Genomic DNA, 26,186 nt, shown 5'->3' with positions numbered 1-26,186 from the left:
TGTTAAATTAAAAAGCGTACTACAGGAAAAACATGCTTTAATCAAACCTCATAACCCAGGTCTCGAAGTACGAAACTTAGATGCAAGTGAAATCGGAAGGTTAGCTCATGATCATCACATTATCCTATTTCAACTAACAAAAGTAAATCCTTCTTTAGAAGACCTATTTACCGAAATAACCGATGGGAAAGTAGAATATGTTGCAAAAGGAGTTGAGACCAAATGAAAAACTTAATTAAGGCAGATTTCAAAAAAACATTCTTCCTTCCAAGCAATCGATACTTTCTGCTTTCAACCATTTGTTTGAGTACCTTACTGGGAATGACTTTTTTATTCACCACGAATGTTACACAAGGGAGAGTATTAATAGAGCTATCTAGTATGGAAGTTATTGATATAACATTACTTGGTATGGACGCTGCAGCAATAATGCTCGTTATATTTACTGCTAATTATATCAAAAAAGATTTAACTTCAGGAGCAGTTCATACAAACCTTGCAATTACTCCCGTTCGGCGAAATTATTTTCTGTCTAAAGTTTCATTTATATCCATTCTCGCCATTCTTACTAGCATTATATTAATACTACTTTTCTTGGCCATTGATCAGCTGGTATTATCAATGAATGATATGGGAGGCTTATCAATATTCGTTATAAATATTTTTACTAGGATTGTTGGTTCTGTCGTGATGGTATTATTCTACAGCCTATTAAGCGCGTCAGGTACTTTTTATCTACAATCCGCATTTGGGGGGGCAGCTTTTGCACTAAGCGTGATGTTCCTTCCAGCGCTCATTAAAATGTTTCCCGCCGATATTTCTAATATATTATTACCGCTTTTTCCCGAGGATGCATTATCCACACTCATCGATGTTTATTCTGCTGATGGGTCACTTTCCCAAGCAATATTAATACTATTATTATGGATCATTGTTTCAAGTCTAATAGGACAATGGAAATTTAAAAGAATTGATTACTAACTTTTCAAGGGGGGAGTTGCAGCAAAGCATAGCAGGCCCTTTCCATTTATTACTCTATCTATTGCTAGGTATTCACCTTCCTGTCCCCTTGCTGCAATTGTTCCCTTGATTTCAAATATTCAACGACAAATTTAGCTTGTTCTCCACCTTTGTCTACATGGAGGATTCTTAATTTTTAATTGCCCCTATAACGATTATTGTTAACAATATATTTCACTTAAATTCTTAGATAAAGAAAGCCGGAATCCTATGAGACCTGATTAGTCTATATTTGATAATTTCGAAACCACATCACTTTTCACTCAACAAGCCGCTTAATATTTATTATATCCTTCTCTACCATTCTCGATTGCAAGCTCTCATTAATCAGCATTTGCATTTCAGAAACAAGTTCTTCTCCCTTTTCTAGAAGCACAATAGCAACCGATCGTTTATCTTCCTTGTCCGCTTGCCGCTCCACCAAGGCACCATCCCGATATTTCTCCAGTCTTGTAACTAACCGTGATAACGCGCTATGACTGAGACCCACTTTCGGAACTAAATCCGATAATCTCATCTTTTTCTGTTCAGATTGCTGTAAATAATACATCAGATAAAACTCTTTTATTCCTATTTGATACTGATCATGAAGTGTATAATCAATTGCTTTTAATATGCGGTCATGATATTTTGTCAGTTTGATCCAAGCATGAAACAGTTCATTATGATCCATAAGAATAATCTCCTCTAAACATATTTATTGCACCTGCATATATTGTACGTTATATTATATGCATGCGCAAACAAATGAAAGGAGTTTTACATGATGAGTCAACTATTCAGCCCTTACACGGTTAAGAATTTAACATTAAAAAATCGGATTGTAATGGCACCAATGTGTCAATATTCCGTTACAAAAGAGGATGGGATTCCAAATGATTGGCATTTTGTCCACTACGTCTCACGAGCAGTTGGAGGAACTGGTCTCATCATAATGGAAATGACGAGTGTCACTCCCGAGGGTCGGATCACAGATAACGACCTTGGATTATGGTCAGATGAACATATTCCACATTACGAACGCCTTGTTCAAGCTATCAAAAAGCATGATGCCAAGGTTGGTATTCAAATTGCTCATGCTGGGAGAAAAGCGGAAGATGCAAAACAACCGGTAGGGCCTTCCAATATTCCAGTAGAAGTATTGCCAGAAGAAACTATGGATGGTGGACTAAAAGCCCCACGAGCTTTAACAACCGAAGAAGTAAAAGAAACGGTTCAGCAATTTAAGGAAGCTGCCGTGCGAGCAGTAAAAGCTGGATTTGATACGATTGAGTTACACGGTGCTCATGGCTATCTTATTCATCAATTCATGTCACCGAGCATTAATAATCGTACAGATGAGTATGGAAAAGATTTGGCTCTGTTCGGGGAAGAAATCGTTAAAGCAGTAAAAAGCGTAATACCTGCAGATATGCCCCTTCTTATGCGTATGTCTGCTATAGAATATATCGATGGAGGATATGACTTAGATCATTCAATCGCGATTGCCAAGCGATTTAAAGAAGCAGGTGTTGATGTCTTTCACGTTTCTAGCGGTGGAGAAGGTCCCCCAGGTAAACGTAAACCATTAAACACCCCAGGCTATCAAGTTCCTTTCGCACGCGAATTCAAAAAACAATTGGACGTTCCAGTAATCGCAGTAGGTAATTTGAGCAACCCAGAACTTGCTGAAGCGACCATTACTAATGGAGATGCAGAGCTTGTATCTATAGCAAGAGGGATGCTTAACGATCCTTATTGGGGATTACACGCAGAGAAAAAACTAACTCGGAAAGTAAGTCCACCGTTTCAATATGAGAGAGGAATAAGGTAAATATAAAATCTTATCATTACCCGTTCATGTGTCTAAACGGGTGATGATTCCCAATATCGCGGTGATACAACTTGATTTTAAAAAAATTAACTTAGAAGGAGCAGATTGGAATGAAACACGCACTAGTAGTCGGTGGAACAGGCATGTTATCAGACGTATCACTTTGGCTAGTGGATCAAGGTTACCACGTGTCCATCGTTGCTCGTAATCCTGAACGGATGGAAGAACTAATGAGCAAGACTGTTTCAAGTGAAAAGATAACACCACTCTTCGTTAATTACAGAAATGAAGAGAAATTACAAGAAAAAATTAACGGTACAATTAAGAAAAATGGCAACATCAATATCGTAGTAGCATGGATTCATTCCATTGCCGAAAATGCCCTGCCAATAATCACAAATGAAGTCGCTAAAAGTCAAAATGAGTGGGAATTATTCCATATACTAGGCAGCAGTACAGACTTAGATGAAATCCAACAAAAGACGATTGTACCTAATAATTGTTTGTATCATCAAGTCCAACTGGGCTTTGTAATCGAGGGCAATCACTCTAGATGGTTAACTAACAAGGAAATTTCTAATGGTGTAATTGAAGCAATTAAAGGAAAAAGGCAAGTGCTCACGGTTGGCCAACTTGAACCCTGGGAAGACAGACCTTAACCAATTCGTCGTAAATAGCGCCCTTTCTGATCCAGCTGCCGAAAGCCACGAGCCTTATAAAAAGGGATGCCAAGTTCATTTCCCTCTTCAACAGATACATACTGTTCCCTTGCACCTTTTTCTACATGTTTCATCGTAAATGCCTCGAGTAGCCTTGCACCAATACCTTGATATCTATAGTTTTCATCTACATAGAAAACATATATCTCACTGACACTTGGACCTGTCATCACCCCTCCGATTGTCCCAGCAACTTCTCCATCTACCAATGCGACGTGCGTGTATGCACCTTGAACAATATCTTCAAGAACCCGTTCATGGTTATACCAATGTTCTACATTTTTAGCTTGGTATTCCTCATCATAAACACCTCGAACCGTTTGCCGCCAGCCAATGGAACAGATTCTACTTATCTCTTCCGTATGTTCTGGAGCTGCTTTAATAATTGAAATATTAATCGTTAGCCCCTCCCGTATCATAATCTTCTTTTATCATACATCAACTCCATTGTGAATATCTACACAAATTCCTGAAATTGACACACTTTATCAATTTCAAAAGTGTTAAACTTAATGTACCAATATGGTTGTTTCATGACCATATCAATCTTAACGTCATCTATCTAAGATGCGCGTTTCCTACAAGGAGAGTAAAAAGATGAAAATCATTCAAGTAAAAGATTATGATGCATTGAGCGAGAGGGCTTGTTCTTTCCTCGTTGAAAGAATCAATGAACTCGAAAATCCTGTATTAGGATTAGCTACCGGCTCGACTCCTGAAGGGCTTTACAAACAAATAATTAAGAAATATAACCAAGGCGAGGTTTCCTTTCAGGAGGTAAAGACATTTAACCTCGATGAATATGTCGGCATCGAAAAAACCGATCCAAACAGCTATTATTATTTTATGAAAGATAAATTATTCGATCATATTAATATCTCATTAGATAATGTCCGGATTCCCAATGGAGTTGCTCCAGATTTACAGCAAGAATGCGAAGAATATGAAGAAGCCATCCAGGCTGCAGGGGGAATTGATATTCAAGTACTAGGAATTGGTGCAAACGGCCATATCGGCTTCAATGAACCTGGTACACCATTTACTTGCAGAACCCAAGTTGCTAATTTGGAAGCATCGACCATTGAGGCAAATTCACGCTTCTTTCACTCTATTGAAGAAGTGCCCACTCAGGCAATCTCCATGGGAATTGAAACGATCATGGAAAGTAAAGAAATACTTCTGCTTATTTCTGGTGAAAATAAAGCAGAGGCCTTGGCAACCTTACTCACTTGTGACGTAACAGAAGAAATCCCAGCGTCTGTCTTGAAAAAACATCCAAACGTAACGATTATTGCGGACGAAGCAGCTTATTCAGTGATGAATCAATTATAAGAAGGAGAATGAGCACCTTGGCTTAGTAAGCCATAGGTGCTTATTTTGTATTCTCAAGCTTATCTTATCACTCAAAATGGGCATAGTAACAACAGAGACAACCAATTCAAATGATGGCAACAAGTCCCTTGCCAAAGTTATGTTTAGATTCCATTGAGTAGTGCGAACAAATTACTTTAGAATAAAAGTATAAGATATTACTTTAAAGGGAGTGTGAAAAATGGCTGAACAGAAGGGCATTCGAGCAAAAGCACAACAGTTCGGTAGTTATTTAAGCGGAATGATCATGCCGAACATCGGTGCATTTATTGCTTGGGGGATTATAACGGCTTTATTTATTGAAGATGGTTGGTTGCCAAATGCACAATTGGCAACAATGGTTGACCCGATGCTGCGCTACTTATTGCCATTATTGATAGGGTTTACAGGCGGTCGGATGGTCTATGACATACGTGGTGGAATTGTTGGTGCTACGACTACGATGGGAGTTATCGTCGGAGCGGATATTCCAATGTTCCTCGGTGCTATGGTTATGGGACCACTTGCCGGCTATTTAATGAAGAAAATAGATGATCTCTTCCAGGCGAAGATTCGTCAAGGGTTTGAGATGCTTTACAATAACTTCTCTGCTGGTATTTTGGCAGCACTACTTGCGATTGTTGCTGTCTATGCAATTGGGCCAGTAGTTGAAGGATTGAACACAATGCTTGCAGCAGGGGTCGGAGTGATTATTAATGCAGGGTTATTACCACTTGCCAACATCATTATTGAACCTGCGAAAATTTTATTCTTAAATAATGCAATTAACCACGGGATACTAAGTCCTATTGGTGCAGATCAAGCGAGTGAAGTTGGAAAATCAATTCTATTCTTACTGGAGGCAAACCCTGGTCCGGGTATCGGGATATTGCTCGCATTCATGATTTTTGGTAAAGGTGCTTCCAAGAGTTCTGCACCAGGAGCAGCAATCATTCAGTTCTTCGGTGGGATACATGAAATTTATTTCCCTTACGTATTGATGAAACCTATTCTAATTCTTGCAGTAATCGCTGGTGGTGTGAGCGGTGTGTTCATGTTCCAGCTCTTTGGTGCAGGATTAGTTGCCCCTTCATCACCCGGTAGTATTTTCGCGGTCCTTGCGATGACGGCACAAGACAGTTATCTTGGTGTAATCTTAGGTGTTCTAGTGGCAGCTGCTGTTACCTTTGTTATTGCTGCTATCATTTTAAAATCAAGCAAGACAGAAACGGACAGCTTGGCAGAAGCTGCAGGTAAAATGGAAGAAATGAAAGGGAAGAAGAGCTCTGTTACAGGTGCTTTGAACCAAGATGAAGAAGAAAATGAAGACATTATAAAAACAGTCACCATCCAAAAGAAAAAACCAGAACAAATCGATAAAATTATTTTCGCCTGTGATGCTGGTATGGGCTCAAGCGCAATGGGTGCATCCCTTCTGAAAAATAAATTCAAGAAGGCAGATATCGATATTTTCGTAACAAATAAAGCAATTAACGACATCCCGGATGATGCAGATATTGTCATCACCCATAAGGATTTGACGGATCGTGCGAAGAATAAGCTTCCAACGGCTGAACATATTTCCGTAGATAATTTCTTGAGCAGCCCGAAATATGACGAGCTGGTAGAGCGCCTGAAAGATAATTAATGGGGGAGAATTCGCCTTGAGTATTACAGCGCGGGAAAGAAAAATCATTCTTTTCTTACTCCAAAAACAAGTACAAGTGACAGTAGGAGATCTTGCTGAAGCCCTTGATGTTAGCCCGCGGACGATTCACCGGGATTTAAAAGGTGTTGAAAAAATCCTTTTAAACCACCGGATGGAGCTTGATAAAAAGGCTGGTGTCGGGCTTCAAATCGTTGGTGAACAAGCAGATAAACAATTATTAGAACGGCTGCTTACAAGTATTAGTCCGAATGACTATACTCAAGAAGAAAGACAAGCAATGATTCTATCCATGTTGCTTGAAGCGAATGAGCCAGTGAAATTATTCACTCTTGCTCACGAATTGGATGTAACCATTGCGACAATCAGTAACGACTTGGATCAATTGGAAGCGGAATTAGAGAACTTTCACTTAACACTTACCCGTCGCAGAGGATATGGCGTGCAAATCGAAGGAGATGAAGCGAATAAGCGGTCCGCAATTACGCATTTAATTGCCAAATATGTGGACCCTTTCTCCTTCATTTCCCTACTAAAGGAAAACATCCAAAACAAACAGACGCCAACCATTTCCAACCGCTTATTGGGACTCGTCGATCCAGATAAATTACGAGTGATTGAAAAAATCGTGGAACAAGCAAGTACAAAGCTCCCCTATGAATTAGCCGATAGTGCACGCGTCGGTTTAGTTGTTCACCTTGCACTCGCAATCGAACGACTGCAAAAAGGGGATACGATTCAATTTGACCAGGCATATTTCGAACAGTTACAGGGTACAAAAGAATACAAGATAGCGGAAAAAATCATCAGCGAATTGGAAACAAGCTTGGAGATCAGCATCCCCAACGATGAGATCGGTTATATTACCATGCATTTAATGGGAGCGAAACTTCGCTCAGACCAACATGTTTTATTAGAAGTAGAGAACACAGGATTTGCCTATCAGGTTAAGCAGTTAATTGCTTATGTAAGTAAACAGATTCATGTGGATATGATGGGAAACAACCAATTACTAAATGATTTAGTCACCCATTTGAAACCGGCCATTTACCGGATTAATAAGCGGATGAAGATTATGAATCCAATGATCGAGCAGATTAAACATGACTACGATGATTTGTTTCATTTAATTGGAGAAGCGACGAGCGTCATTTTTCCAGATTTAGATTTCCCGGATGACGAAATTGGATTTATCGTTCTCCATTTTGCAGCTGCATTACTAAAAGGTGAAAGGCAAAAGGCCCTTGTTATTTGCTCCAGTGGGATTGGCACGGCGAAAATCTTAGCAACTCAATTAATGAAACAAGTGCCGGAAATTAAGCAAATAGAAAACAAATCGATGTTCGATGTAGACGAGGAAGACTTGGATCATTACGATTTAATCATTTCAACGCTCCCCTTAAAAGAGTTGGAGGAAACCGATTATATTCTCGTTTCTCCAATGTTAAATCAATCGGAAGTCCAGCAGATTAAAAAGGCAATTCGCCAGCAGAGAATCGTTGTAAATAATGAAAAGCAAAAAAGTAATCCGAATTCGCTTTTGCAGTTAGAGGCAATCAAGCTTTATACCGAAACAATTCTTGACCTGCTCCATTCCTTCTATGTCGATGAACGGAATCACTCAGAATCAACATTACGAGCGATTTGTATCGATCTGGAAAAGCGGAAAAGAGTAAAGAATAGCGAAACAATTCTTACCAAACTAATGGAAAGGGAGCAAGTTGGCGGGCTCGGGATACCAGATACGAGCTTGGCACTTTTCCATACACGCTCTAGAGACGTGCCTTCCATCCATTTTTCAATTTATGTGTTAGAAAATCCGCGACTAATGAGGGGAATGGACGGAAAAGAGATGGAAGTGAAACATATCCTAGTCATGCTTGCCCCCAAAGATATTCAGCAAGAACGTTTAGAAACACTAAGTTATTTAAGCAGCTTGCTCATCCAGGAAGACGAAGCAGTTCGTTTATTTGAATCTGCTGATGAAACGGCAATTAAGTTCTATTTAGCCGAGCGTTTTCAAATGTTTTTAAAGGATAAAAGGTTACTATAGTTTTTACCGAGCTTTTTGAACAATCTCTATGTAAGGAGTGGTGTTTACCATGGCAAAAGAAGTATTAGCAAAAGAAAATATTAAGTTGAATGTTTCATTAAACAATCAGGAAGAAGCGATTCGCTACACAGGTCAAATTTTAGTAGATAACGGCTATGTCGAACCTTCCTATATTGATAAAATGTTTAAACGGGAAGAATTAACATCAACCTTTATGGGGAACTTCGTCGCTATTCCACATGGTACAGAAGATGCGAAGTCATTAGTGAAAGAATCGGGCTTATCTGTCGTTACCATCCCGGAAGGTGTAGAGTATGGAGAAGGCAACACGGTGAAAATCTTAATCGGTATTGCTGGTAAAGGAGACGAGCACTTAGACATTCTCTCCAATATCGCAATCGTGCTTTCCGACGAAGACAATATCCAATCGATTCTTAACGCAGCGTCAGAAGAAGAAATCATTCGTATCTTTGATGAGGTGAACTAAATGGAAGCAGTACATTTTGGTGCAGGCAATATTGGACGTGGTTTTATTGGTTTATTACTCCATCAAGCGGGATATCATACAACATTTATTGATGTGAATGAAGCAGTGATTAAAGAAATCAATGAGAAAAAACAATACACCGTCGTACTAGCAGCAGAGGAAAGCGAATCCTTAACCGTTAAAAATATTTTCGGAATTAACAGTATCCAAGACCCGGGTAAAGTCATCCAGGCGATTGTCCATGCGGATATGATTACAACTGCTGTCGGGCCAAATGTATTGCCGATCATTGCTGAGCTCATCGCTAAGGGTTTAAAAGAGCGAGCTAAAACAACTAATCAACCGCTGAATATTATCGCCTGTGAAAACATGGTCGGTGGCACTTCCTTTTTAAAGGAGAAAGTTTACGAACACCTGACACAAGAAGAAAAGACAACATTTGATAACTTGTTCGGCTTCCCAGACGCAGCGGTGGACCGAATTGTACCGAACCAGAAACATGACAATTTACTCCAAGTTTCTGTAGAACCTTACTATGAATGGGTTGTTGAAGAACCTGCAATCAAAGGTACCAAGCCAGATGTTAATGGGATCACTTTCGTGGATGATCTCACCCCTTATATCGAACGTAAGCTATTCACGGTAAATTCTGGTCACGCAGCCGTCGCTTATGTCGGTCATCAAATGGGATATCAAACCATTACAGAAGCAATTAATGACGAAAAGGTACAAGAAATCATTAAAGGCGCATTGCATGAGTCAGGCGAAGCATTAATTCGAACATACGACTTTAACCGGGAAGAACATCAAGCTTATATTGAAAAAATTATCGGCCGCTTTATGAATCCATATATTTCAGATGAAATCACAAGAGTAGCAAGAGGTCCAATCCGTAAGCTAGGTGCGAAAGAACGACTTATTCGCCCGGCATCCATGTATATGGACGTAACCGGGAAAGAACCAACCTATCTCGCAAAAACAATCGTAGCAGCTCTCAAATTTACCAATGAACAAGATAATGAAGCAGTAAAGTTACAAAAGATAATTGCAGATCAGGGTGCCCAAGAAGCACTGAAAGAAGTTTCCGGATTGGAAGCGGGACATCCCTTGCTTAAAGTTATTTTAAACGCGTATAATGAAATAGGAGACTAAATATAAGAAATTACGATAATTTATTCAGGGGTTGGTAAAATGAACATACAATTAAATGGAATTGCAGCATCACCTGGTATAGCGATTGCTAAAGCATATCAACTCGTAACACCAGACTTATCCTTTGAAAAAGTAACGACCGAAAATACGGAGGAAGAGATTAGTCGACTAGAACAAGCATTGGAAATTTCGAGAACGGAACTTGAGAAAATCAAAGAGCATACGGAAAATAAGCTTGGCGAGGATCATGCTGCGATTTTCTCCGCTCATCTCTTAATTTTAAATGACCCGGAATTAATTAATCCAATGAAAGAAAAAATCGAAACGGATAAGGTTATTGCAGCAACTGCTGTTGAAGAAGTATCCACGATGTTCATCGATATGTTCGAAAACATGGACAATGAGTATATGCGAGAACGTGCCGCAGATATTAAGGATGTTACGAAACGGGTCATGGCACATCTACTTGGTGTCACCTTCCCGAACCCTGCATTGATTGACGAAGAGGTCGTCATTATCGCAGAGGACTTAACACCGTCCGACACGGCGCAATTGAATCGCGAGTTTGTTCAAGGATTCGCAACAGACATAGGTGGCCGGACTTCCCATTCTGCCATTATGGCGAGATCACTAGAAATACCTGCCGTTGTCGGAACGAAAAATATCACCGAATCCGTTTCACAAAATGACCTCATCATTATTGATGGACTAGAAGGTAATGTCATCGTCCATCCAACCGATGAGGAACTGGCAACATATAGAGAAAAGCAAGAGGCTTACGCGAAACAACGAGAAGAGTGGGCTAAATTAAAAGACGAGCCTACGATTACAAAAGACGGCGTCCAAGTCGAGCTTGCAGCGAATATTGGTACTCCAGATGACGTAGCAGGTGCACTTCATAACGGAGCAGAAGGTGTCGGCCTTTACCGGACTGAATTCCTATACATGGGTAAAAGTGAACTGCCATCTGAAGAGGAACAATTCGAAGCATATAAATCCGTGCTTGAACAGATGGGTGACAAACCAGTTGTCGTCCGTACGCTAGATATCGGGGGCGATAAAGAGCTGGACTACATGGATCTGCCGAAAGAATTGAACCCATTCCTAGGCTTCCGTGCAATTCGTTTCTGCCTGGAAAATGAAAATGTTTTCCGCCCGCAGTTACGTGCCCTCCTGCGGGCAAGTGCCTTTGGGAACTTAAAAATCATGTTCCCGATGATTGCAACACTGGAAGAATTCCGTCGGGCAAAAGGAATCCTACTTGATGAGAAGGAAAAGTTAGCAGCTGAAGGCATTAAAGTTGCCGAGAATATCGAAGTCGGAATTATGGTCGAAATTCCATCTACGGCTGTAACTGCTGCACAATTTGCCAAAGAAGTCGACTTCTTCAGTATTGGAACAAATGACCTTATCCAATATACAATGGCTGCTGACCGGATGAACGAACAAGTTTCTTATCTCTATCAACCGTACCATCCGGCAATCTTGAACTTAGTCAATAATGTGATTGAAGCAGCTCACAAAGAAGGTAAATGGGCCGGCATGTGCGGTGAAATGGCTGGAGATCCGATTGCCGTTCCGATTCTGTTAGGACTTGGACTAGATGAATTCAGCATGAGTGCAACATCCATCCTCCCTGCCCGGACACAATTAAGCAAACTCTCAAAAGAACAAATTGCTTCCCATAAGGAAGAATTGTTGACGATGGGTACGACGGATGAAGTTGTTGAATTTATTAATCAATTGGTGAACAAGGCTTAAAACACTTACTTGAAATATGGGTACTGCATCTTCGGATATGCAGTACCTTTTTTAATTCATACAACTTTCGCAGTCTGAAACAGTAAGCCACCCTCCGGTATAATTAGTGAAGGTGATGGAGGAGTTCTAATCGAACGAAGGGAGTTGATTTCTATTTGTTCGCAGGATTAGAGGCCTTCTAGTCAAACAAATGAAGAGGACTCCAGATTGTTCGTGGGATTAAAGGCTGTCTAATTAAACGAATGAAGCTGATTCCAGATCGTTGGTGGGGTTAGAAGCTGGCTAATCAAACGAATGAAGAAGAACTCAGTTCGTTCGTGGGATTAAAGGTACGCTATTTACCCGTTCGAGTCAGATTTAAGTTTTTTAGGCTGAAAGATCTTATCAACATCTGAAAAATACTTACCCTGCTCCATTTCGCGAGTTTATCAATCCGAAAGTTGAGTTAAATAACTTTAAACATTTAAATAAAGAAAGGAGAAAAAAGAAGCGATATCCTACCATCACAAGAGCACATACATAAACTTTTTCACACCAAGAATCGTAATGATCCTCCAGTGAAGAACCTTCTCAAAAAGATTTGGTAGCAATAATGGAGACAGCGGAAGAATTTGATTTGGAATATATTCTCTTTGAACAGAATAGTGAGAACCGGCTATCCAGAGTCGTTCAAGATGAGATTGGTGCGCAAGACTTAATCATTATAATAAACCCATGCTCCCTTTTTTATAGAAGGAGCATGGGTTATATTTAAACACAGTTAGAGCGGGGCTGGTGTCCGTAAAATCTTCTCCATCTTTTTCCCTTTCGCCAACTCATCAATCAATTTATCCATATAGCGAATTTCCTGCATCAATGGTTCCTCTATCTCTTCTACCCGAACTCCGCAAATGACACCTTTAATCAAAGAGCGCGAAGGATTCAACTTTGGGGCTTCCGCAAAGAATGTTTCAAAGTCCGTCTGTTTTTCGAGATGTGCTTCCAGTTCGTCTTGGCTATAGCCTGTCAGCCAGCGAATGATTTCATCGACCTCTTCCTTTGTGCGATCTTTTTTCTCTGCTTTCGTTATATAGTGGGGATATACACTTGAAAAGCTCATCGTATATATACGGTGTTTAGCCATTTACATTCTCCTTTCAACTATTCGTAGCCCTATCCCTTTATTTTATCATCATTCGGCTTAAATAACGCTCGAAACAGGAAAAAAGCGCAAGAAATATTCCTGCGCTTTTCATGATTCATTTTACACCCATCTTGTTGTAATCACTTTCTTACGCGTATAGAAGTTAAGCCCATCTTTCCCGTTCGCATGCAAGTCACCGTAGAAGGAATCTTTCCAGCCAGAGAACGGAAAGAATGCCATTGGAGCTGGAACTCCGATATTCACTCCCAGCATACCTGCATCAATTGTTTCTCTGAATTGGCGTACGCTTCCACCATCTTTCGTGAAGATACATGCACCGTTTGCAAAGCGAGACTTGTTGGAAAGCTCTACTGCTTCGTCTAAATCTTTCACTCGAGAGATCGACAGGACCGGTGCAAAAATTTCATCTTGCCAAATCTTCATGTTCGGCGTAACATTGTCAAAAATCGTTGGGCCGACAAAGTAGCCTGCTTCTTTCACCGCTTCGTCTTTACGTCCATCACGGACAAGTTTTGCTCCTTCCTTCTCACCTTTTTCAATATAACTTAACGTACGCTCTTTATGCTGTTCACGGATAACCGGTCCGAGGAAAATTCCTTCGTCTAAACCGTTGCCGATTTGAACGTCATCTGCTTTTTGTTTTAATAAAGCGATAAACTCATCTGCCACTGATTCCTCTACCGCGACGACAGATGCTGCCATACAGCGCTCACCTGCTGAACCAAAAGCTGCATTTAGAATTTGTGTCGCCGCGTTCTCCAAGTTCGCATCACCTAATACAATCGAGTGGTTTTTCGCACCTGCCAATGCTTGAACACGTTTCAGCTTATCCGTTCCCCGCTTATAAACATACTCTGCTACCGGTTGGGAACCGACGAACGAAATTGCCGCTACTTTTTCATGGTCAATTAAACCATTTACAACATCATGGGCACCATGAACAATATTGAATACCCCTGCCGGCAAACCTGCTTCTTCTAAAAGCTCCGCTAGACGGTTCGCAAGGAGTGGTGTCCGTTCAGACGGCTTCAATACGAATGTATTCCCAGTAGCGATTGCCATTGGGAACATCCAAGCAGGAACCATCATCGGGAAGTTAAACGGTGTGATTCCGCCGATTACGCCGATTGGGTAACGATACACTCCAGATTCGAGTCCTGTTGCAATCGATGGAAGCGAATCACCCATCATGAGTGAAGGTGCACCTGCTGCAAACTCGACATTTTCAATGCCGCGTTGAACTTCACCTTGGGCTTCCTCAAAGTTTTTCCCGTTTTCAATTGTTATGAGACGAGCAAGCTCATCCCAATTATCTACTAGTAACTGCTGATATTTAAATAGAATCCGTGCACGGCGTGGTACTGCTAACTCCTTCCACTCCTGGAATGCTTCGTTTGCGGTTTCTACCGCATGTTCCACATCTTCTATGGATGAAATCGGCACATGTGCGATAACTTCTCCAGTTGCCGGGTTGTAAACCGGTTCCGACTTATCTGTATTAGCTTCCACCCATTTACCACCAATATAGTTTTTTAATACTTCTACTGCTGTTTGTGCCACGTAAAATTCCTCCTTGTGTTTACGATAATACTTTTTCAATTGCTTCCAATACTTCCCTTCTGAGACTCTCCCTTGCGTTATTTATTTTCGGCAAATACTTCATTCAGAACTTGCAGGATGAAATCAATGTCTTCATCTGTTGAAGATAACGGCGGGCTAAGCGTTAAAATGTTGTTTTGCCCTGCAACCGTGTCTCCGTTCCGACCAATGATTAAGCCTTTCGCTTTACATGCTCCGATAAGCTTGGCAATCCGGTCATTGGAAGCAGGCTCCTTCGTTTCTTTATCTTCTACAATTTCAATTCCGGCAAGTAGGCCGAGTCCACGGACATTACCGACGTTAGGATGATTTTCCAGCTCCTCTAGTCCTTGCAATAGCTTCGCACCCAGTTGTTCAGAGCGTTCAAACAGACTCTCCCGTTCCATAATCTCAATATTTTTAAGAGCAACGGCACAAGCTGCTGGATTACCGCCGAACGTGTTCACGTGACGGAAATGATGATTATCTTCCGTTCCTTTAAATGCTTCGTAAATATCTTTACGAACAGCCGTAATCGATAACGGTAAATACGCACTCGTTAAACCTTTTGCCATTGTAATGATATCTGGCTTAATGTTGAACTGCTGGTGACCGAATGCTTTACCAGTTCGACCGAAACCACAAATGACCTCATCAATAATGAGCAGGACGCCGTGACGCTCACAAATACGCTCCACTTCCTGGGCATACACTTCATGAGGCATAATGACTCCGCCTCCAGTTATGAGCGGTTCCATAATTACTGCTGCGATGGATTCCTTTTGCTCATAATTGATCGTCTCTTCAATTTCTCTTGCCTTTTGTAAGTTGTATTCTTCTACCGTTACGTTATCCGGTTTACGGTAGTTATCCGGTGGAGAAACATGTAAGAAACCAGATGAAAGTGGCTCATATTTATATTTTCTTAACGCTTGCCCTGTTGCTGAAAGAGCCCCCATCGAACTGCCATGATATGCACGGTAACGGGAAATCACTTTGTAACGGTTCGGGTCTCCGTTTTGCTGGTGGTATTGGCGAGCGATTTTAAACGCAACTTCATTCGCGTCCGATCCACTGTTAGAATAGAACATCACATAGTCGTCATCCAGCATGCTATTGACCTTTGCTGCCAGTTCAATCGCTGGCTCGTGACTATTCGTCATAGGCGTATAAGCGATTTTCTTTATTTGTTCTGCAGCAGCCTCAGCTAATTCCTCCCGTCCGTAACCGACATTCACACACCATAGCCCAGACATACCGTCTAAATAACGATTGCCATTCTGATCGGTAATCCAGGAACCTTCGCCTTTCTCAACAATCATTGTTGCTCCTTCTTCCCGATAAGGAGAAATATGGTGCCAAACATACTGACGATCCTTTTCTTCCAGTGATAATTTTTCTGTTTGTTGCAGCGCTTTCATTTCAAATGTCTCCCTTCCATAATAAAAATATTTTTTGACGAAATGTACAGTCTGTTTTTCCTGTTGTATTCAAAATGTGATTGTAAATTTATTCAACTACTTGGGTTGACATACCTTGGGTCCCATTCCATAATTGAGTTTACACTGTTCCGAAAATAATATCATCTTACATAAAGTAAAATTATTAAGAAATTTATTTAACAATTTGGAGGGGAACTGATGGGGAATTTTAAGGTAACGGTAAGAGATATCTTAAAGCGAAAGTTATTTAAAGGAGCAACCTTAATTACTGGTGAAAAGGGAGTCGACCGGGAGATTAAATGGACACACATTCTGGAAATGGAAGCGTTTGATTCATTTATCAATGGCGGGGAACTTATTTTAACAACTGGCTCTAATATGCCACTTGACTCTAAAGATGGGATCTCTAAGTTAAAGAAATTGATTGAACTGGAAGTTGCGGGACTCTGTATGGAACTCGGGACACATGTTCAGGAAATTGAGCCTGCGATTATTGAATTTGCTAATCATCATGACTTTCCAATTATTATATTCCCAGATGTCGTGAAATTTGTAGATATTACCCAGGATTTACATACGATCATTATTAATAGTCACCATGAACAACTAAAGCATCTCCATGATCTTTCCAATGCGTTTAACGAATTGTCTTTAGAACCGAACGGGATTTTGAAAATACTAAAGAAATTATATGAATCTTTCCATTTGAATGTTTTACTTATTTCTGATGATAAACAGTTATTCTACTATCCACTTAAAAACAAAGACCAAGCAGAATCTATCCTTTCTCTAATTAACGAAAAAAGAGAAGTCGAACCCTATCATGAAGTCTTTCTCCATGGTGACTACTACACTGCTTTCCCAATTAAAGGGCTCGGCTCTTCATGGGGGGATCTTTATATTCAACAACGAAGCGGGGAATTGGATGAGTTCGCTTTCTCCATTGTTGACCGTGCCACTTTAGCCATTGCCCAGATTATGCTAAGGAATAAAACAATCGAGGAAAGAAAGCAGAATCAAGAAGAGAATCTGGTGCAACAGTTATTGCACGGAGAGGAATATGAATCGACTGCTGCATTAAAGTTTTTACCTGCTCCGGCTGAGAACCTTTATTACCGCTTAATCATGATTGAAAATAGCTCTTATCATAAGGAGATAAGAGATGAGGATTGGGAAGAGATAAAGCTCCAGCAATCGATTATTCTCCGCTCCATTTTTAAAAGATATAATTTCTTCCCTGCAATCTCCATTACGAAGAATAATATTGCTGTAATTGCTTCGTATTATAAGAGCAGTTATGCAACTAGCGACACTAACACGTTCACATTGATTACGGAAGCGATTAAAAACAGTCATAAAGATAATATTTTCCGAGGGAAAGACTGTTATATTGGCGTTAGCAGTCTGCAAAAGGATTATTCTAAATTAAGTAAGTGTTACGATGAAGCAAGTGCGGTACTAGCAATTCAAAAAATGGATATTCTAGATATCTTGTTCTTTGAGGATATTGGGATTTACCGGTTGCTGATCAACCTTCCTAAGCATGAATTGGAAGCATATGTCTCGGATTACTTAGGGCCGCTGCTAGATCATCAACAACAAACGAAGAATGATTTACTGCAGACACTTGCTGTGTACTTGGAAACGATGGGATCCAAAAAGGAAACATCGGAACGGCTATCCATCGTGAGGCAAACATTATACCATCGCTTGGAAAAGATTGAGGAACTGATGGGAGAAGATTTTATGAATCCGACGAATCGGCAGGCGATTGAGCTTGCGATTGGGGCTTATGCGTTGTTAGATAATAAAAATAAAATAAGTTAAAGAAGAGGCTCAAAAATGAGACTCTTCTTTATTTTTGACGGATCAAATCTAAAGTTATATCGTCATAAACTTATCTTCGGCAAGGTTTCCCACGTAAAATTGCATTTCTCGTTTTGTCAAATTCATGATTATAGAAAATACTGTTTCCATTTGTAAGTGTTCTGGATTTTCTAGATTGCAGAAATGGTTGATGGAATTCTAGGAATGCCTTTGCTTCTTTTAATCTATTTTCATCAGAACCTTCAAATCCGCCGAATTCAAGTGCTTCCTTGAAGGAAATACCTTGCTGACCAGTAGATTGAATCACTTCTGATTTCTTAAATTTACCGGATAAGACCCTCGACGACATGATAGACGGCTCAAACCTCGCTCCTTCTTCATTTGTAAAATTGACAAGGACAATTGGCACCCTTGGCTTGATGCCATTTTTCTTTATCGTTCGAACAACCTCTAAGCCAGCAATTACTCCAAGCGTTCCATCAAATCTGCCACCTTTTTTAACTGAATCCAAGTGGGGGCCGATGACTACTGGTGGTTTGTCATTTTGGACACCATCCAGCCTCGCATATATATTTCCCATATCATCCCATTTGACTGTCATACCTGCTTTCGAGCATAATTTCACGAAATGATTTCTTGCTTCGATGTCTTCCTTTGATAGCGCTAGCGGTGTAACCCCACCGTTTCTAGTCTTACCAATTCAGCAAATTCTTCTATTGTAGGTTGCAACCGTTCACCGTTGATTCGAACAGGCTGTTTAATCAATATTTCCCCCTCCAATTAACCAACAAGAAACGTTTTTTAAATGGTCGATTCCATCTTCGATTTATAATAGACAACTTCTCCATCTATCATTGTCCACTCTACCCCGATTTCAGGAATGGCTTCAATATCTGAATTTAAAATTGATCGATCAAGCATGATTAAATCCGCTAGTTTACCAGGCTCTATACTCCCCTTGATATCTTCTTCAAACGAAGCATAGGCGCCATTAAGTGTATACATCCGAATCGCATCAAGTAATGGTACTGTTTTATCTTCGCCTATCACCCGTCCAGCATTGGACTTCCTAGTGAGAGCAGCGTGTAATCCCCGCATCGGATTAAAGTCTGTCACGGGACAATCTGATGCAATTGCAGCTACGATTCCTGTCTCTTTATAATCATTTAATGGATACATGTAATTCGCTCGTTCTCCGTAATTTTTTACGTAACCCTCTCCGTATTCATAAAGAAAAGCTGGATTTGGCGTTGGTACTACTTTTTGCTCTTTCATCCGTTCAATCAAGTCAGTGGCTGCGATTCCTGCATGTTCAATCCGATGTCTCGCATCAGGACGTGGATGAAGCCGATTAGCCTTTTCAATCGTATTCAACAGCATATCAATTGCCGCATCGCCTTGAGCATGAGCCGTTATTTGCCAGCCGTTCTTATGTGCCGGGATGAAGAGTTCGTCCACTTCTTCTTGTGTAAAATAGTGAATTCCATGATTAGTTGAATCACTCGTATACGGGTCTCGACTCCACACGGTTGGCCCGCTACTGCTTCCATCAAGAAATAGCTTAACAGGTCCTAATTTAAACCTTTCATCTCCGAATCCAGTGTATATTCCAGCTTCGACCATATGCTTAACAACACGTTGCGCATCAAATAATGCGCCAACCATAACATAAAGTCTTTGTTTGATGAGCCCGTTTTTCGAATCGGTTTGTAAAGAGTTAAAGTTGCTTAACCCATAGCCGCTTGCATCGTGGATTGAAGTAATTCCTTTTTCAGCAAAGTGTTCAGAAGCAATTTTATGCGCTTGAGCTAATTCCTCTTTGGAAAAGGCTGCAATATTAAACATTTCCATATGAGCGTTTTCCAACAACAATCCAGTAGGCTTACCTTCATTATTACGCTGTATTTCTCCCCCTTCAGGGTTCGGAGTTTTTTCATCGATTCCGGCAATCTCAAGTGCTTTACTGTTCACTGCTGAAATATGTCCACACGCTCTTCCTACAAGAATTGGATGCTCTGTTGAAACCGCATCCAATTCCTCTTTTGTTGGGAAACGTTCATCAGCAATCGTTGTTTCATTGTAGCCCCAAGCTCTGACCCATTCATTTGCTGGTGTCTGTTCCGCCCGTTCTTTCAACTTTTCCAGTAAATCACTAATCGACTGTACTTCCTTATCTTTACATGAAATCGATATACTGTTTGTACCGTACATCGAAATATGCAAATGGGAATCGATGAAACCGGGCATTAACGTCTTCCCTTCAAGATCAATGACCTTACTATCCGCCTCTTTCAAAGCAAGTATATCCTTATCTGACCCAACAGCAATAATTTTGTTTTCTCTTACCGCTACTGCTTCTACCACTTCATTATTTTGATTTACAGTTATAACTTCTCCATTAATAAATAGGTATTGTTTAGCCACACTCTACACCTCATCTTATTAAAATTTTAGTTTTCTAATTCATTTTTTAACCTTCATGTGCTTCCAGGGCAGGTTGAGCTTTATTGTTCTTATTGTTATTTTCATATAGCTCATCCATCATGTCCGGGAAGAAGCGTTCGACTGTTTTTTTAGAAACAGGCTGAGTCATTATCGAAACTGCTACAAAGATAATCATATTTACACCTAGCCCCCAAATTCCAGCATGGACTCCTAGTGGATGCGGGAAAATGAAGGAGAGCAAGACCGTAATGATAAAACCAGTCAGCAATCCGTAAAAGGCACCGTATTTCGTTGCCCGCGGCCAGATGAACATTCCAAGGATAGATGGGAATGCTTGAGCAATAAATCCGTAACCAATCAATAAAATATAAACAAGACTACTAGGTTGCATAATTGAAATTGGCGCCACAATAAATGCCATGATTGGAAAGATTAATCTTCTTGTCATTCTTCCTGCTTGCTCATCATTCCATTTAAATAATGGCTGCAGCACGTCTTTACTATACGTTAGTGCGGTTGCATGGATACAAGGCTCACACGAAGACATCGCAGCCGCGAGAATTCCGGCACCGAATAATCCGGCAACAATTACCGGCATCGTATCTACTGCTAACTGAATAGCGATATGATCCGGATTTCCGATGGTTGGGTAGACAAAAATACCAATATACCCTACAATAATCATCGGGATAAGGACGAGATAAAAAGTTGGCAGCATGGTTGCGGATCTTCTGATTGACTGTTTCGATTTCGCTCCCATCCATTGAATCCAGTGTGTTTGCCAAATTGAGAAAAATGAAATGAGAATGGAAGTTGTCCAAAACGTAACATTCATATCACCTAATGCTCCCGGAAGAGTTAGGAATTGAGGCACATCTTCTCTGACGCGTTCAAAAATAGGGGTGATGGAGAAACCGCCTGTAAATTGCCTAGTTGCCCAGATTCCAATAAAGAAAGATACAAATATCATGAGGGCTCCTTGTAAAGCATTTGTTACTCCGATAGCTTTTAAACCACTTCGATATAGATAAATTGAGATTGCTCCGAGTGATAGGAATACCCCTGCCCAGATTGGGATTAAACCATAACTCATAACGTTTAAAATATAAGCAGCCCCGATTGTTTGAATTATAGCATAAGCAAGAATCCCGACAGAAGTGACGATAGCTGTCAAACCACCTAAAGCTTTACTTTCATAGCGGTCCGTAATCGTTTCTGCCTGTGTAACGTATTTATATTTTTTACCAAGCTCCCATACTTTCGGGCCGAAATACCAAGCGATAATCGTCATATAAGTAAGATAGACGACAACGTATAACGCTGGAGCTCCTTTAGAATAAGCCCAGCCGGGAGAACCCATATAAGTATACGCACTCACACCACCTACCCCAATTAACAGATACATCATAATTGGACCAAAGCTTCTGCTGCCTACACCCCACTCCTCTACATTATTCATATCCCTGCCTCTACCGGCAAAGTACCCCATCAAGATCGCAACAATAATATAAGACATTGTTATAAACAAAGGAATAAATTCATACATCAATCCACACCCCCATTCCTATTGATAATAACCATCACGAAAGTCGTAACAAAGATTAAAATGATACTCCACAACATGATTAATGGAAAACCAAAGATTAGAATATCTTTATTGAATAAGGGAATTACCGGCCAATTTCCTAGTAAAAGTACAACTATAATTGCTCCAAAACTGAACCAACCTTTTTTAGTTTTAGGACGTTTAAACACGGTTACTTTCATAACTTAATTCCTCCCTTTAGTATTAGTTTGTACAAAATGCCCGATGTATAAAAATTATATATTGTCGCCATCTTATACAATAGATTAAATTTTCTATAATTATATCGATAGTCGTAAGCATTTTCATTTAGCGAAACGTTAAATATCTCCTTATTTTTTTTGACTTTCTGTCCAACAAATATAAAAAGCATAGGACTATACCTCTTTGAAGGCATTTCCTACGCTTCTTTTCACCAATATAAACCTGAACAATATGAAGTTCCCTTTCCACCTTATCTTTCTTATTTTCTTTATCTTTACCTTCCGACACACCTTCCCAAAAGTCGATATTGATTCGTATTACTTTCTCTGGAGGAGGCTGCATGCCTTATTCATCAACCAATCTATCACACTATTCATTGAATACCTCCTGAATGCACCGAAATACTTTCTTGTGACGTAATATCAACCGTTACATCCGAGTTATTACGACTTGCTTTTATAATTTCTATCCAGTCGCCTTCCAACTCCTTTACGACTGCTTGCCCAATCGTTCCACTTGCTCCCACTACTAAAACTTTCATTCTTTAACACTTCTATCTTTCTATTTATAGTGCAGACAGCTGATTGATTAGCTGTCCGTTTTCATTGTTGCTTCAGTGCATCCTGCCGTCTTTTCTCTTATTCATTTATTTCTTTGTAAAGTGAAATCTTATTCCGCGGGGGGTTTCTTCACTCCCACGGAATGTTAGTTAAACCAATCGGACTGTTACAGGCTGTTAATCTCCCACTTAGAATTTTTGGTTTTTCTCAATACTTGAGGGAGTTTTACAGCTAGTTACACTTCGATAAAACACATTAGCAAGCTGTGCAAATTCCTCCATGCTCAAGGATTCGCCCCGTCTGCCGCCATCAATCCCAGCCCGGTCCATTACTTTCTGTATCTCCGTCTTATTCATATCGGTAAATAGGTTTGCTAAATTATTTCGTAACGTCTTCCTTCGCTGGGCAAAGCTTGCCTTAACGATTCGGAAAAAGAAATCCTCATCCTCTACATGGACTGGTGGCTCTTTACGTAACTCCAGCTTTAGAATGCCGGAATCAACATTCGGCTGCGGATTAAATACGGTCTTCGGCACATTCATGACCACTTCCGCATTCGTATAATACTGAATAGCAATCGTTAAGGAGCCGTAACTTTTACTATTTGGTTCAGCTGCCATCCGCTCTGCCACTTCTTTTTGAATCATGACCGTAATACTTTCAACCGGCAACTGGTCATGGAGCAGCTTCAAAAGAATCGGTGTTGTAATATAATATGGCAGATTAGCGACGATGCGGATCGGCTGATTTTCTTTGAATTGTTCCTTGATTACTTCAGTGACATCCGCTTCTAATATGTCCTGATGGATGATTTCAATATTAGAATAGGCCTCTAAAGTGTCATCTAAAATCGGTAACAGGCGCTGGTCGATTTCAAAAGCGACAACTTTGTCCGCATGGATTGCAAGTTGCTCAGTCAAAGCACCGATTCCCGGACCAATTTCAATGACACCTGAATCTTTATCCACACCTGCATGCTTTAAAATATTTTGTAAGATGTTTACATCAATAATAAAATTCTGTCCTAAACTCTTTTTGAAAGCGAAGGCATATTTTTTCAGAATTTCTTTTGTCTTCGATGGGGTTGCAATATATTTGGTTGACATGTCAATCCTCCTGCTGGATGGCTTCTACTGCCGCTTCGAACTCTTCTTTGGAAATCTGGAACTGATTTAATCGTTTCAACAATTGTTTCCCGTTCGTATGGCCAATTTTCAAATGTTCTCCTAGCTGTTTTCTACGTTCACTTGCTTCTCTTACACCGATGAGGCGATTGATGAGAAGATCTTCTTTTGTGATTTCTCCTCGTGTTTCTTCGGTGAGTTCATATACTTTACGGAGTGCTTCTCTTATTGTTTCCGGGCTAGCGTGTTCAATGCCCAAACTCCTGTTATGCGCATTTTTCGCCCGTGCTTCGTCCTGGGTAAGAAATGCATGCTTACAACCGGGAACGGCCTGGTCTATGATGTGGCGAATACGCTGGCCGGGATAATCGGGATCGGTGAAAATAATAACGCCCCGCTTTTCTTGCGCGTGACGGATTCGGTTAATGATTTCTTTATTAACCGCTGAACCGTTCGTCTCAATCGTATCCGCTTGGATTGCCTGATTAATTTTAGCTGTGTCGTCTCTACCTTCCACGACGATAATTTCTTTTATCTTCAAAACTTGCCCTCCACGTAAATAAAGCTCTTCCCATGATTTTACCATGAGAAGAGCATAATTCCTAAAATAAGTATTAGTCTATGATTTTCACTTGTACCGTACGTACTCCCCAATCATATGCTGCACCCTGATTCGGGACATGCACATCAATACGGTTTCCACGGATCGCACCGCCAGTGTCTCCAGCTACAGCTTCCCCATAGCCTTCCACCCATACTTTTGTTCCAAGCGGAATGACATTCGGGTCCACTGCGATTACTTTTTGATCTGGGTTGGCTTTTAAATTGATTCCAGTAGTCGTAACACCCGAGCAACCACCACAGGAAGCAGTGAATGCACTTGCAGTAACTGTTAGCGTTTTCCCGCTACTCTGTGACTCCTCCGATTTGTTAGCAAGTGTAACAAGCCCTGGATCCGCTTCTTGGACAGGCTCTTTCGTACCGATTGCTACTACACGGTTCTTGCTCTCTTTCGTAACTTCTTCTTCAATTATTTCCCGGGAAACTTCTTCCCCATTTTCTTTTGTAATCTTATACTTCTTTACAACTTGGCCATCTTCTCCTTGGGTAATGACCTTTTCTTCCCCTTTTTGCAGTATGCTATCTTCTTGTTTCTCCGTTTCAAAAGCAACTGCTTCTTCTTTTTCCACCGTCTCTGTTGTCACACGAACAATATCAACGGTCGTATCCTTCTTTACCTTTTTGTCTAAAGCCGGCTTGATCTTATCAGCATCATTCAGCTCGATGTCATTCTCCTCTAGCAATTCTTCTACTGTGCCACCAGTGGTAGGAATGGTTAGCTCCTTACCGCCATCAACGACTGCAACATCAAATGCCTGCCTCACATCGATTTCCATACCGTCCTCAATGAACGCACCATCTTCATGGGAAACCTCGTCATGCTGGGAGAAGGTTAGATCTTGCTGTTTTAAAAATGCTAATACAGTATCTTCTGTTGTATAGAAACTCTCAGGCTTGCCGTCAATTGAAACGGTTACCTGCTTTGCTGTCTTATAATCGATTGTCATTCCGTTTTCAATTGGTGCTTCTTCCTCATGTGATAGTTCATCATGGGCACCAACTGCAATTCCCACTTCTGAAAATAGTTCTGCCACTGTGTTTTTGTGGGTGTTCACAACTTGTTCTTCTCCATTGTCTACGATGATTACTTCTTTTTTTGTTGCTTCAACTACTAGTAAGCTCGTAAATAAAACAAGTGCTAAGACACCAATACTCGAAAGAACCATTTTCGCTTTTGATGCTAGCATAAGCTTATGAAAAATTTTCATGCTCCTGCCTCCTTGTACGAAACCGATTATATTAATACGTATATGTAAAGTCAAAGCTATTCCGTTTACAATCAAATTACAATTCAATTACAGTTCGATTGTGGATATATTTCATAGCCTCTAATCGGTTGGGAGGCAAGGGTTACAAAATTATCTTTGTATTCAGATTAATAGTGTTTAGCATGTAAATTCTAGCTTATTAGGGGATGGATGTTTCTGGAAATAAGACATTGTTTACATTTATATAACAGAAATAAAGGAGTTCCGACATAGTTTTACAAAGTTTTTTCTTAGTAGAGGAAATATAGGAGAACTAAAGGAAAAAGACTGAGATATAACGAATCCCAGCCTTTTTAATTAGATGACAGAATATCCACCGTCGATAAAGAAGTGGGTACCTGTTATAAAAGTCATTATGGGAGCCATC

24 protein-coding genes and 1 pseudogene are annotated in these 26,186 nt (G+C 40.4%); 12 read left to right on the top strand and 13 right to left on the bottom strand.

The features are described from left to right. A pseudogene (locus tag SPD53_RS07385) lies at positions 1 to 226 on the top strand (ABC transporter ATP-binding protein); the annotation flags it as partial. Next, positions 223 to 981, top strand: coding sequence for a hypothetical protein (locus SPD53_RS07380; RefSeq protein WP_336252131.1), 759 nt, complete (start codon positions 223 to 225; stop codon positions 979 to 981). The pseudogene SPD53_RS07385 and the gene SPD53_RS07380, both read left to right, overlap by 4 nt. Before the next feature lie 298 nt (positions 982 to 1,279). Here the strand turns inward: SPD53_RS07380 and SPD53_RS07375 are convergent, their stop codons facing one another. Beyond that, positions 1,280 to 1,693 (bottom strand): MarR family winged helix-turn-helix transcriptional regulator, encoded by a 414-nt coding sequence (locus SPD53_RS07375; RefSeq protein ID WP_336252130.1) that lies wholly within the window; start codon positions 1,691 to 1,693, stop codon positions 1,280 to 1,282. Between the two features lie 93 nt (positions 1,694 to 1,786). Between SPD53_RS07375 and SPD53_RS07370 the strand changes: the two genes are divergently transcribed. Beyond that, entirely contained in the window at positions 1,787 to 2,833 is a 1,047-nt protein-coding gene (locus SPD53_RS07370; RefSeq protein WP_336252129.1) for an NADH:flavin oxidoreductase/NADH oxidase, read from the top strand. Positions 2,834 to 2,943: 110 nt separating this feature from the next. Then, positions 2,944 to 3,492: a short-chain dehydrogenase gene (locus tag SPD53_RS07365; protein WP_336252128.1), complete on the top strand. Its 549-nt coding sequence runs from the start codon at positions 2,944 to 2,946 to the stop codon at positions 3,490 to 3,492. On the opposite strand, the gene SPD53_RS07360 is transcribed toward SPD53_RS07365, so the two are convergent. Then, positions 3,489 to 3,971, bottom strand: coding sequence for a GNAT family N-acetyltransferase (locus SPD53_RS07360; RefSeq protein ID WP_336252127.1), 483 nt, complete (start codon positions 3,969 to 3,971; stop codon positions 3,489 to 3,491). The genes SPD53_RS07365 and SPD53_RS07360 overlap by 4 nt on opposite strands. Before the next feature lie 178 nt (positions 3,972 to 4,149). Here SPD53_RS07360 and nagB point away from each other — a divergent pair, with 178 nt between their 5' ends. From nagB to SPD53_RS07325, 7 genes are all read left to right on the top strand, one after another. Beyond that, complete coding sequence (nagB, locus tag SPD53_RS07355) at positions 4,150 to 4,884, top strand: glucosamine-6-phosphate deaminase (RefSeq protein ID WP_336252126.1); 735 nt, start codon at positions 4,150 to 4,152, stop codon at positions 4,882 to 4,884. Between the two features lie 220 nt (positions 4,885 to 5,104). Next, positions 5,105 to 6,550, top strand: a complete 1,446-nt coding sequence (locus SPD53_RS07350; RefSeq protein WP_336252125.1) for a PTS mannitol transporter subunit IICB — start codon at positions 5,105 to 5,107, stop codon at positions 6,548 to 6,550. 16 nt (positions 6,551 to 6,566) lie between these two features. Then, entirely contained in the window at positions 6,567 to 8,621 is a 2,055-nt protein-coding gene (locus SPD53_RS07345) for a BglG family transcription antiterminator (protein ID WP_336252124.1), read from the top strand. A 49-nt stretch (positions 8,622 to 8,670) separates the two neighbouring features. Next, a complete protein-coding gene (locus tag SPD53_RS07340) occupies positions 8,671 to 9,108 on the top strand; it encodes a PTS sugar transporter subunit IIA (RefSeq protein WP_336252123.1) in 438 nt (145 codons plus the stop codon). Continuing rightward, entirely contained in the window at positions 9,109 to 10,260 is a 1,152-nt protein-coding gene (locus SPD53_RS07335; RefSeq protein WP_336252122.1) for a mannitol-1-phosphate 5-dehydrogenase, read from the top strand. A 39-nt stretch (positions 10,261 to 10,299) separates the two neighbouring features. Then, positions 10,300 to 12,021: a phosphoenolpyruvate--protein phosphotransferase gene (gene ptsP / locus SPD53_RS07330; RefSeq protein ID WP_336252121.1), complete on the top strand. Its 1,722-nt coding sequence runs from the start codon at positions 10,300 to 10,302 to the stop codon at positions 12,019 to 12,021. Positions 12,022 to 12,601: 580 nt separating this feature from the next. Beyond that, positions 12,602 to 12,775, top strand: coding sequence for a hypothetical protein (locus tag SPD53_RS07325; RefSeq protein WP_336252120.1), 174 nt, complete (start codon positions 12,602 to 12,604; stop codon positions 12,773 to 12,775). Between the two features lie 6 nt (positions 12,776 to 12,781). Here SPD53_RS07325 and SPD53_RS07320 read toward each other — a convergent pair whose 3' ends face one another. From SPD53_RS07320 to SPD53_RS07310, 3 genes are all read right to left on the bottom strand, one after another. Then, positions 12,782 to 13,144, bottom strand: coding sequence for a DUF2200 domain-containing protein (locus SPD53_RS07320; RefSeq protein WP_336252119.1), 363 nt, complete (start codon positions 13,142 to 13,144; stop codon positions 12,782 to 12,784). A gap of 120 nt (positions 13,145 to 13,264) precedes the next feature. After that, the gene (locus SPD53_RS07315; protein ID WP_336252118.1) at positions 13,265 to 14,725 is read right to left on the bottom strand and encodes a CoA-acylating methylmalonate-semialdehyde dehydrogenase; all 1,461 of its coding nucleotides are present in this window, start codon (positions 14,723 to 14,725) and stop codon (positions 13,265 to 13,267) included. A gap of 77 nt (positions 14,726 to 14,802) precedes the next feature. Further along, on the bottom strand, positions 14,803 to 16,164 hold the full coding sequence (locus SPD53_RS07310; protein WP_336252117.1) for an aspartate aminotransferase family protein: 1,362 nt from the start codon (positions 16,162 to 16,164) through the stop codon (positions 14,803 to 14,805). Between the two features lie 219 nt (positions 16,165 to 16,383). On the opposite strand from SPD53_RS07310, the gene SPD53_RS07305 reads away from it, so the two are divergent. Beyond that, positions 16,384 to 18,012, top strand: a complete 1,629-nt coding sequence (locus tag SPD53_RS07305) for a PucR family transcriptional regulator (protein WP_336252116.1) — start codon at positions 16,384 to 16,386, stop codon at positions 18,010 to 18,012. A 70-nt stretch (positions 18,013 to 18,082) separates the two neighbouring features. Here the strand turns inward: SPD53_RS07305 and SPD53_RS07300 are convergent, their stop codons facing one another. The 8 genes from SPD53_RS07300 to SPD53_RS07265 form a co-directional block, all read right to left on the bottom strand. Further along, entirely contained in the window at positions 18,083 to 18,613 is a 531-nt protein-coding gene (locus SPD53_RS07300; RefSeq protein ID WP_336252115.1) for a M20/M25/M40 family metallo-hydrolase, read from the bottom strand. Between the two features lie 200 nt (positions 18,614 to 18,813). Further along, a complete protein-coding gene (locus SPD53_RS07295; protein ID WP_336252114.1) occupies positions 18,814 to 20,436 on the bottom strand; it encodes an amidohydrolase in 1,623 nt (540 codons plus the stop codon). Positions 20,437 to 20,482: 46 nt separating this feature from the next. Then, a complete protein-coding gene (locus SPD53_RS07290) occupies positions 20,483 to 22,003 on the bottom strand; it encodes a sodium:solute symporter family protein (RefSeq protein WP_336252113.1) in 1,521 nt (506 codons plus the stop codon). Further along, a complete protein-coding gene (locus SPD53_RS07285) occupies positions 22,003 to 22,224 on the bottom strand; it encodes a hypothetical protein (protein ID WP_336252112.1) in 222 nt (73 codons plus the stop codon). Before SPD53_RS07285 ends, SPD53_RS07290 begins: the two co-directional genes overlap by 1 nt. A gap of 395 nt (positions 22,225 to 22,619) precedes the next feature. Then, positions 22,620 to 22,787 carry an NAD-dependent epimerase/dehydratase family protein gene (locus SPD53_RS07280; protein ID WP_336252111.1) on the bottom strand — a complete coding sequence of 56 codons (168 nt, stop codon included), beginning with the start codon at positions 22,785 to 22,787 and terminating at the stop codon, positions 22,620 to 22,622. 207 nt (positions 22,788 to 22,994) lie between these two features. After that, positions 22,995 to 23,912: a 16S rRNA (adenine(1518)-N(6)/adenine(1519)-N(6))-dimethyltransferase RsmA gene (rsmA, locus tag SPD53_RS07275; RefSeq protein ID WP_156855276.1), complete on the bottom strand. Its 918-nt coding sequence runs from the start codon at positions 23,910 to 23,912 to the stop codon at positions 22,995 to 22,997. Position 23,913: 1 nt separating this feature from the next. Further along, the gene (gene rnmV, locus SPD53_RS07270; RefSeq protein WP_336252110.1) at positions 23,914 to 24,471 is read right to left on the bottom strand and encodes a ribonuclease M5; all 558 of its coding nucleotides are present in this window, start codon (positions 24,469 to 24,471) and stop codon (positions 23,914 to 23,916) included. A 73-nt stretch (positions 24,472 to 24,544) separates the two neighbouring features. Then, entirely contained in the window at positions 24,545 to 25,759 is a 1,215-nt protein-coding gene (locus tag SPD53_RS07265) for a ubiquitin-like domain-containing protein (protein ID WP_336252109.1), read from the bottom strand. Positions 25,760 to 26,186: the final 427 nt, after the last annotated feature.

The organism is Oceanobacillus sp. MO10714A (assembly GCF_037072045.1).
GTDB lineage: Bacteria > Bacillota > Bacilli > Bacillales > Amphibacillaceae > Oceanobacillus > Oceanobacillus indicireducens.
Note: the sequence above shows the minus strand (reverse complement) of the source record. Positions and strands in the feature narration are given on the sequence as shown.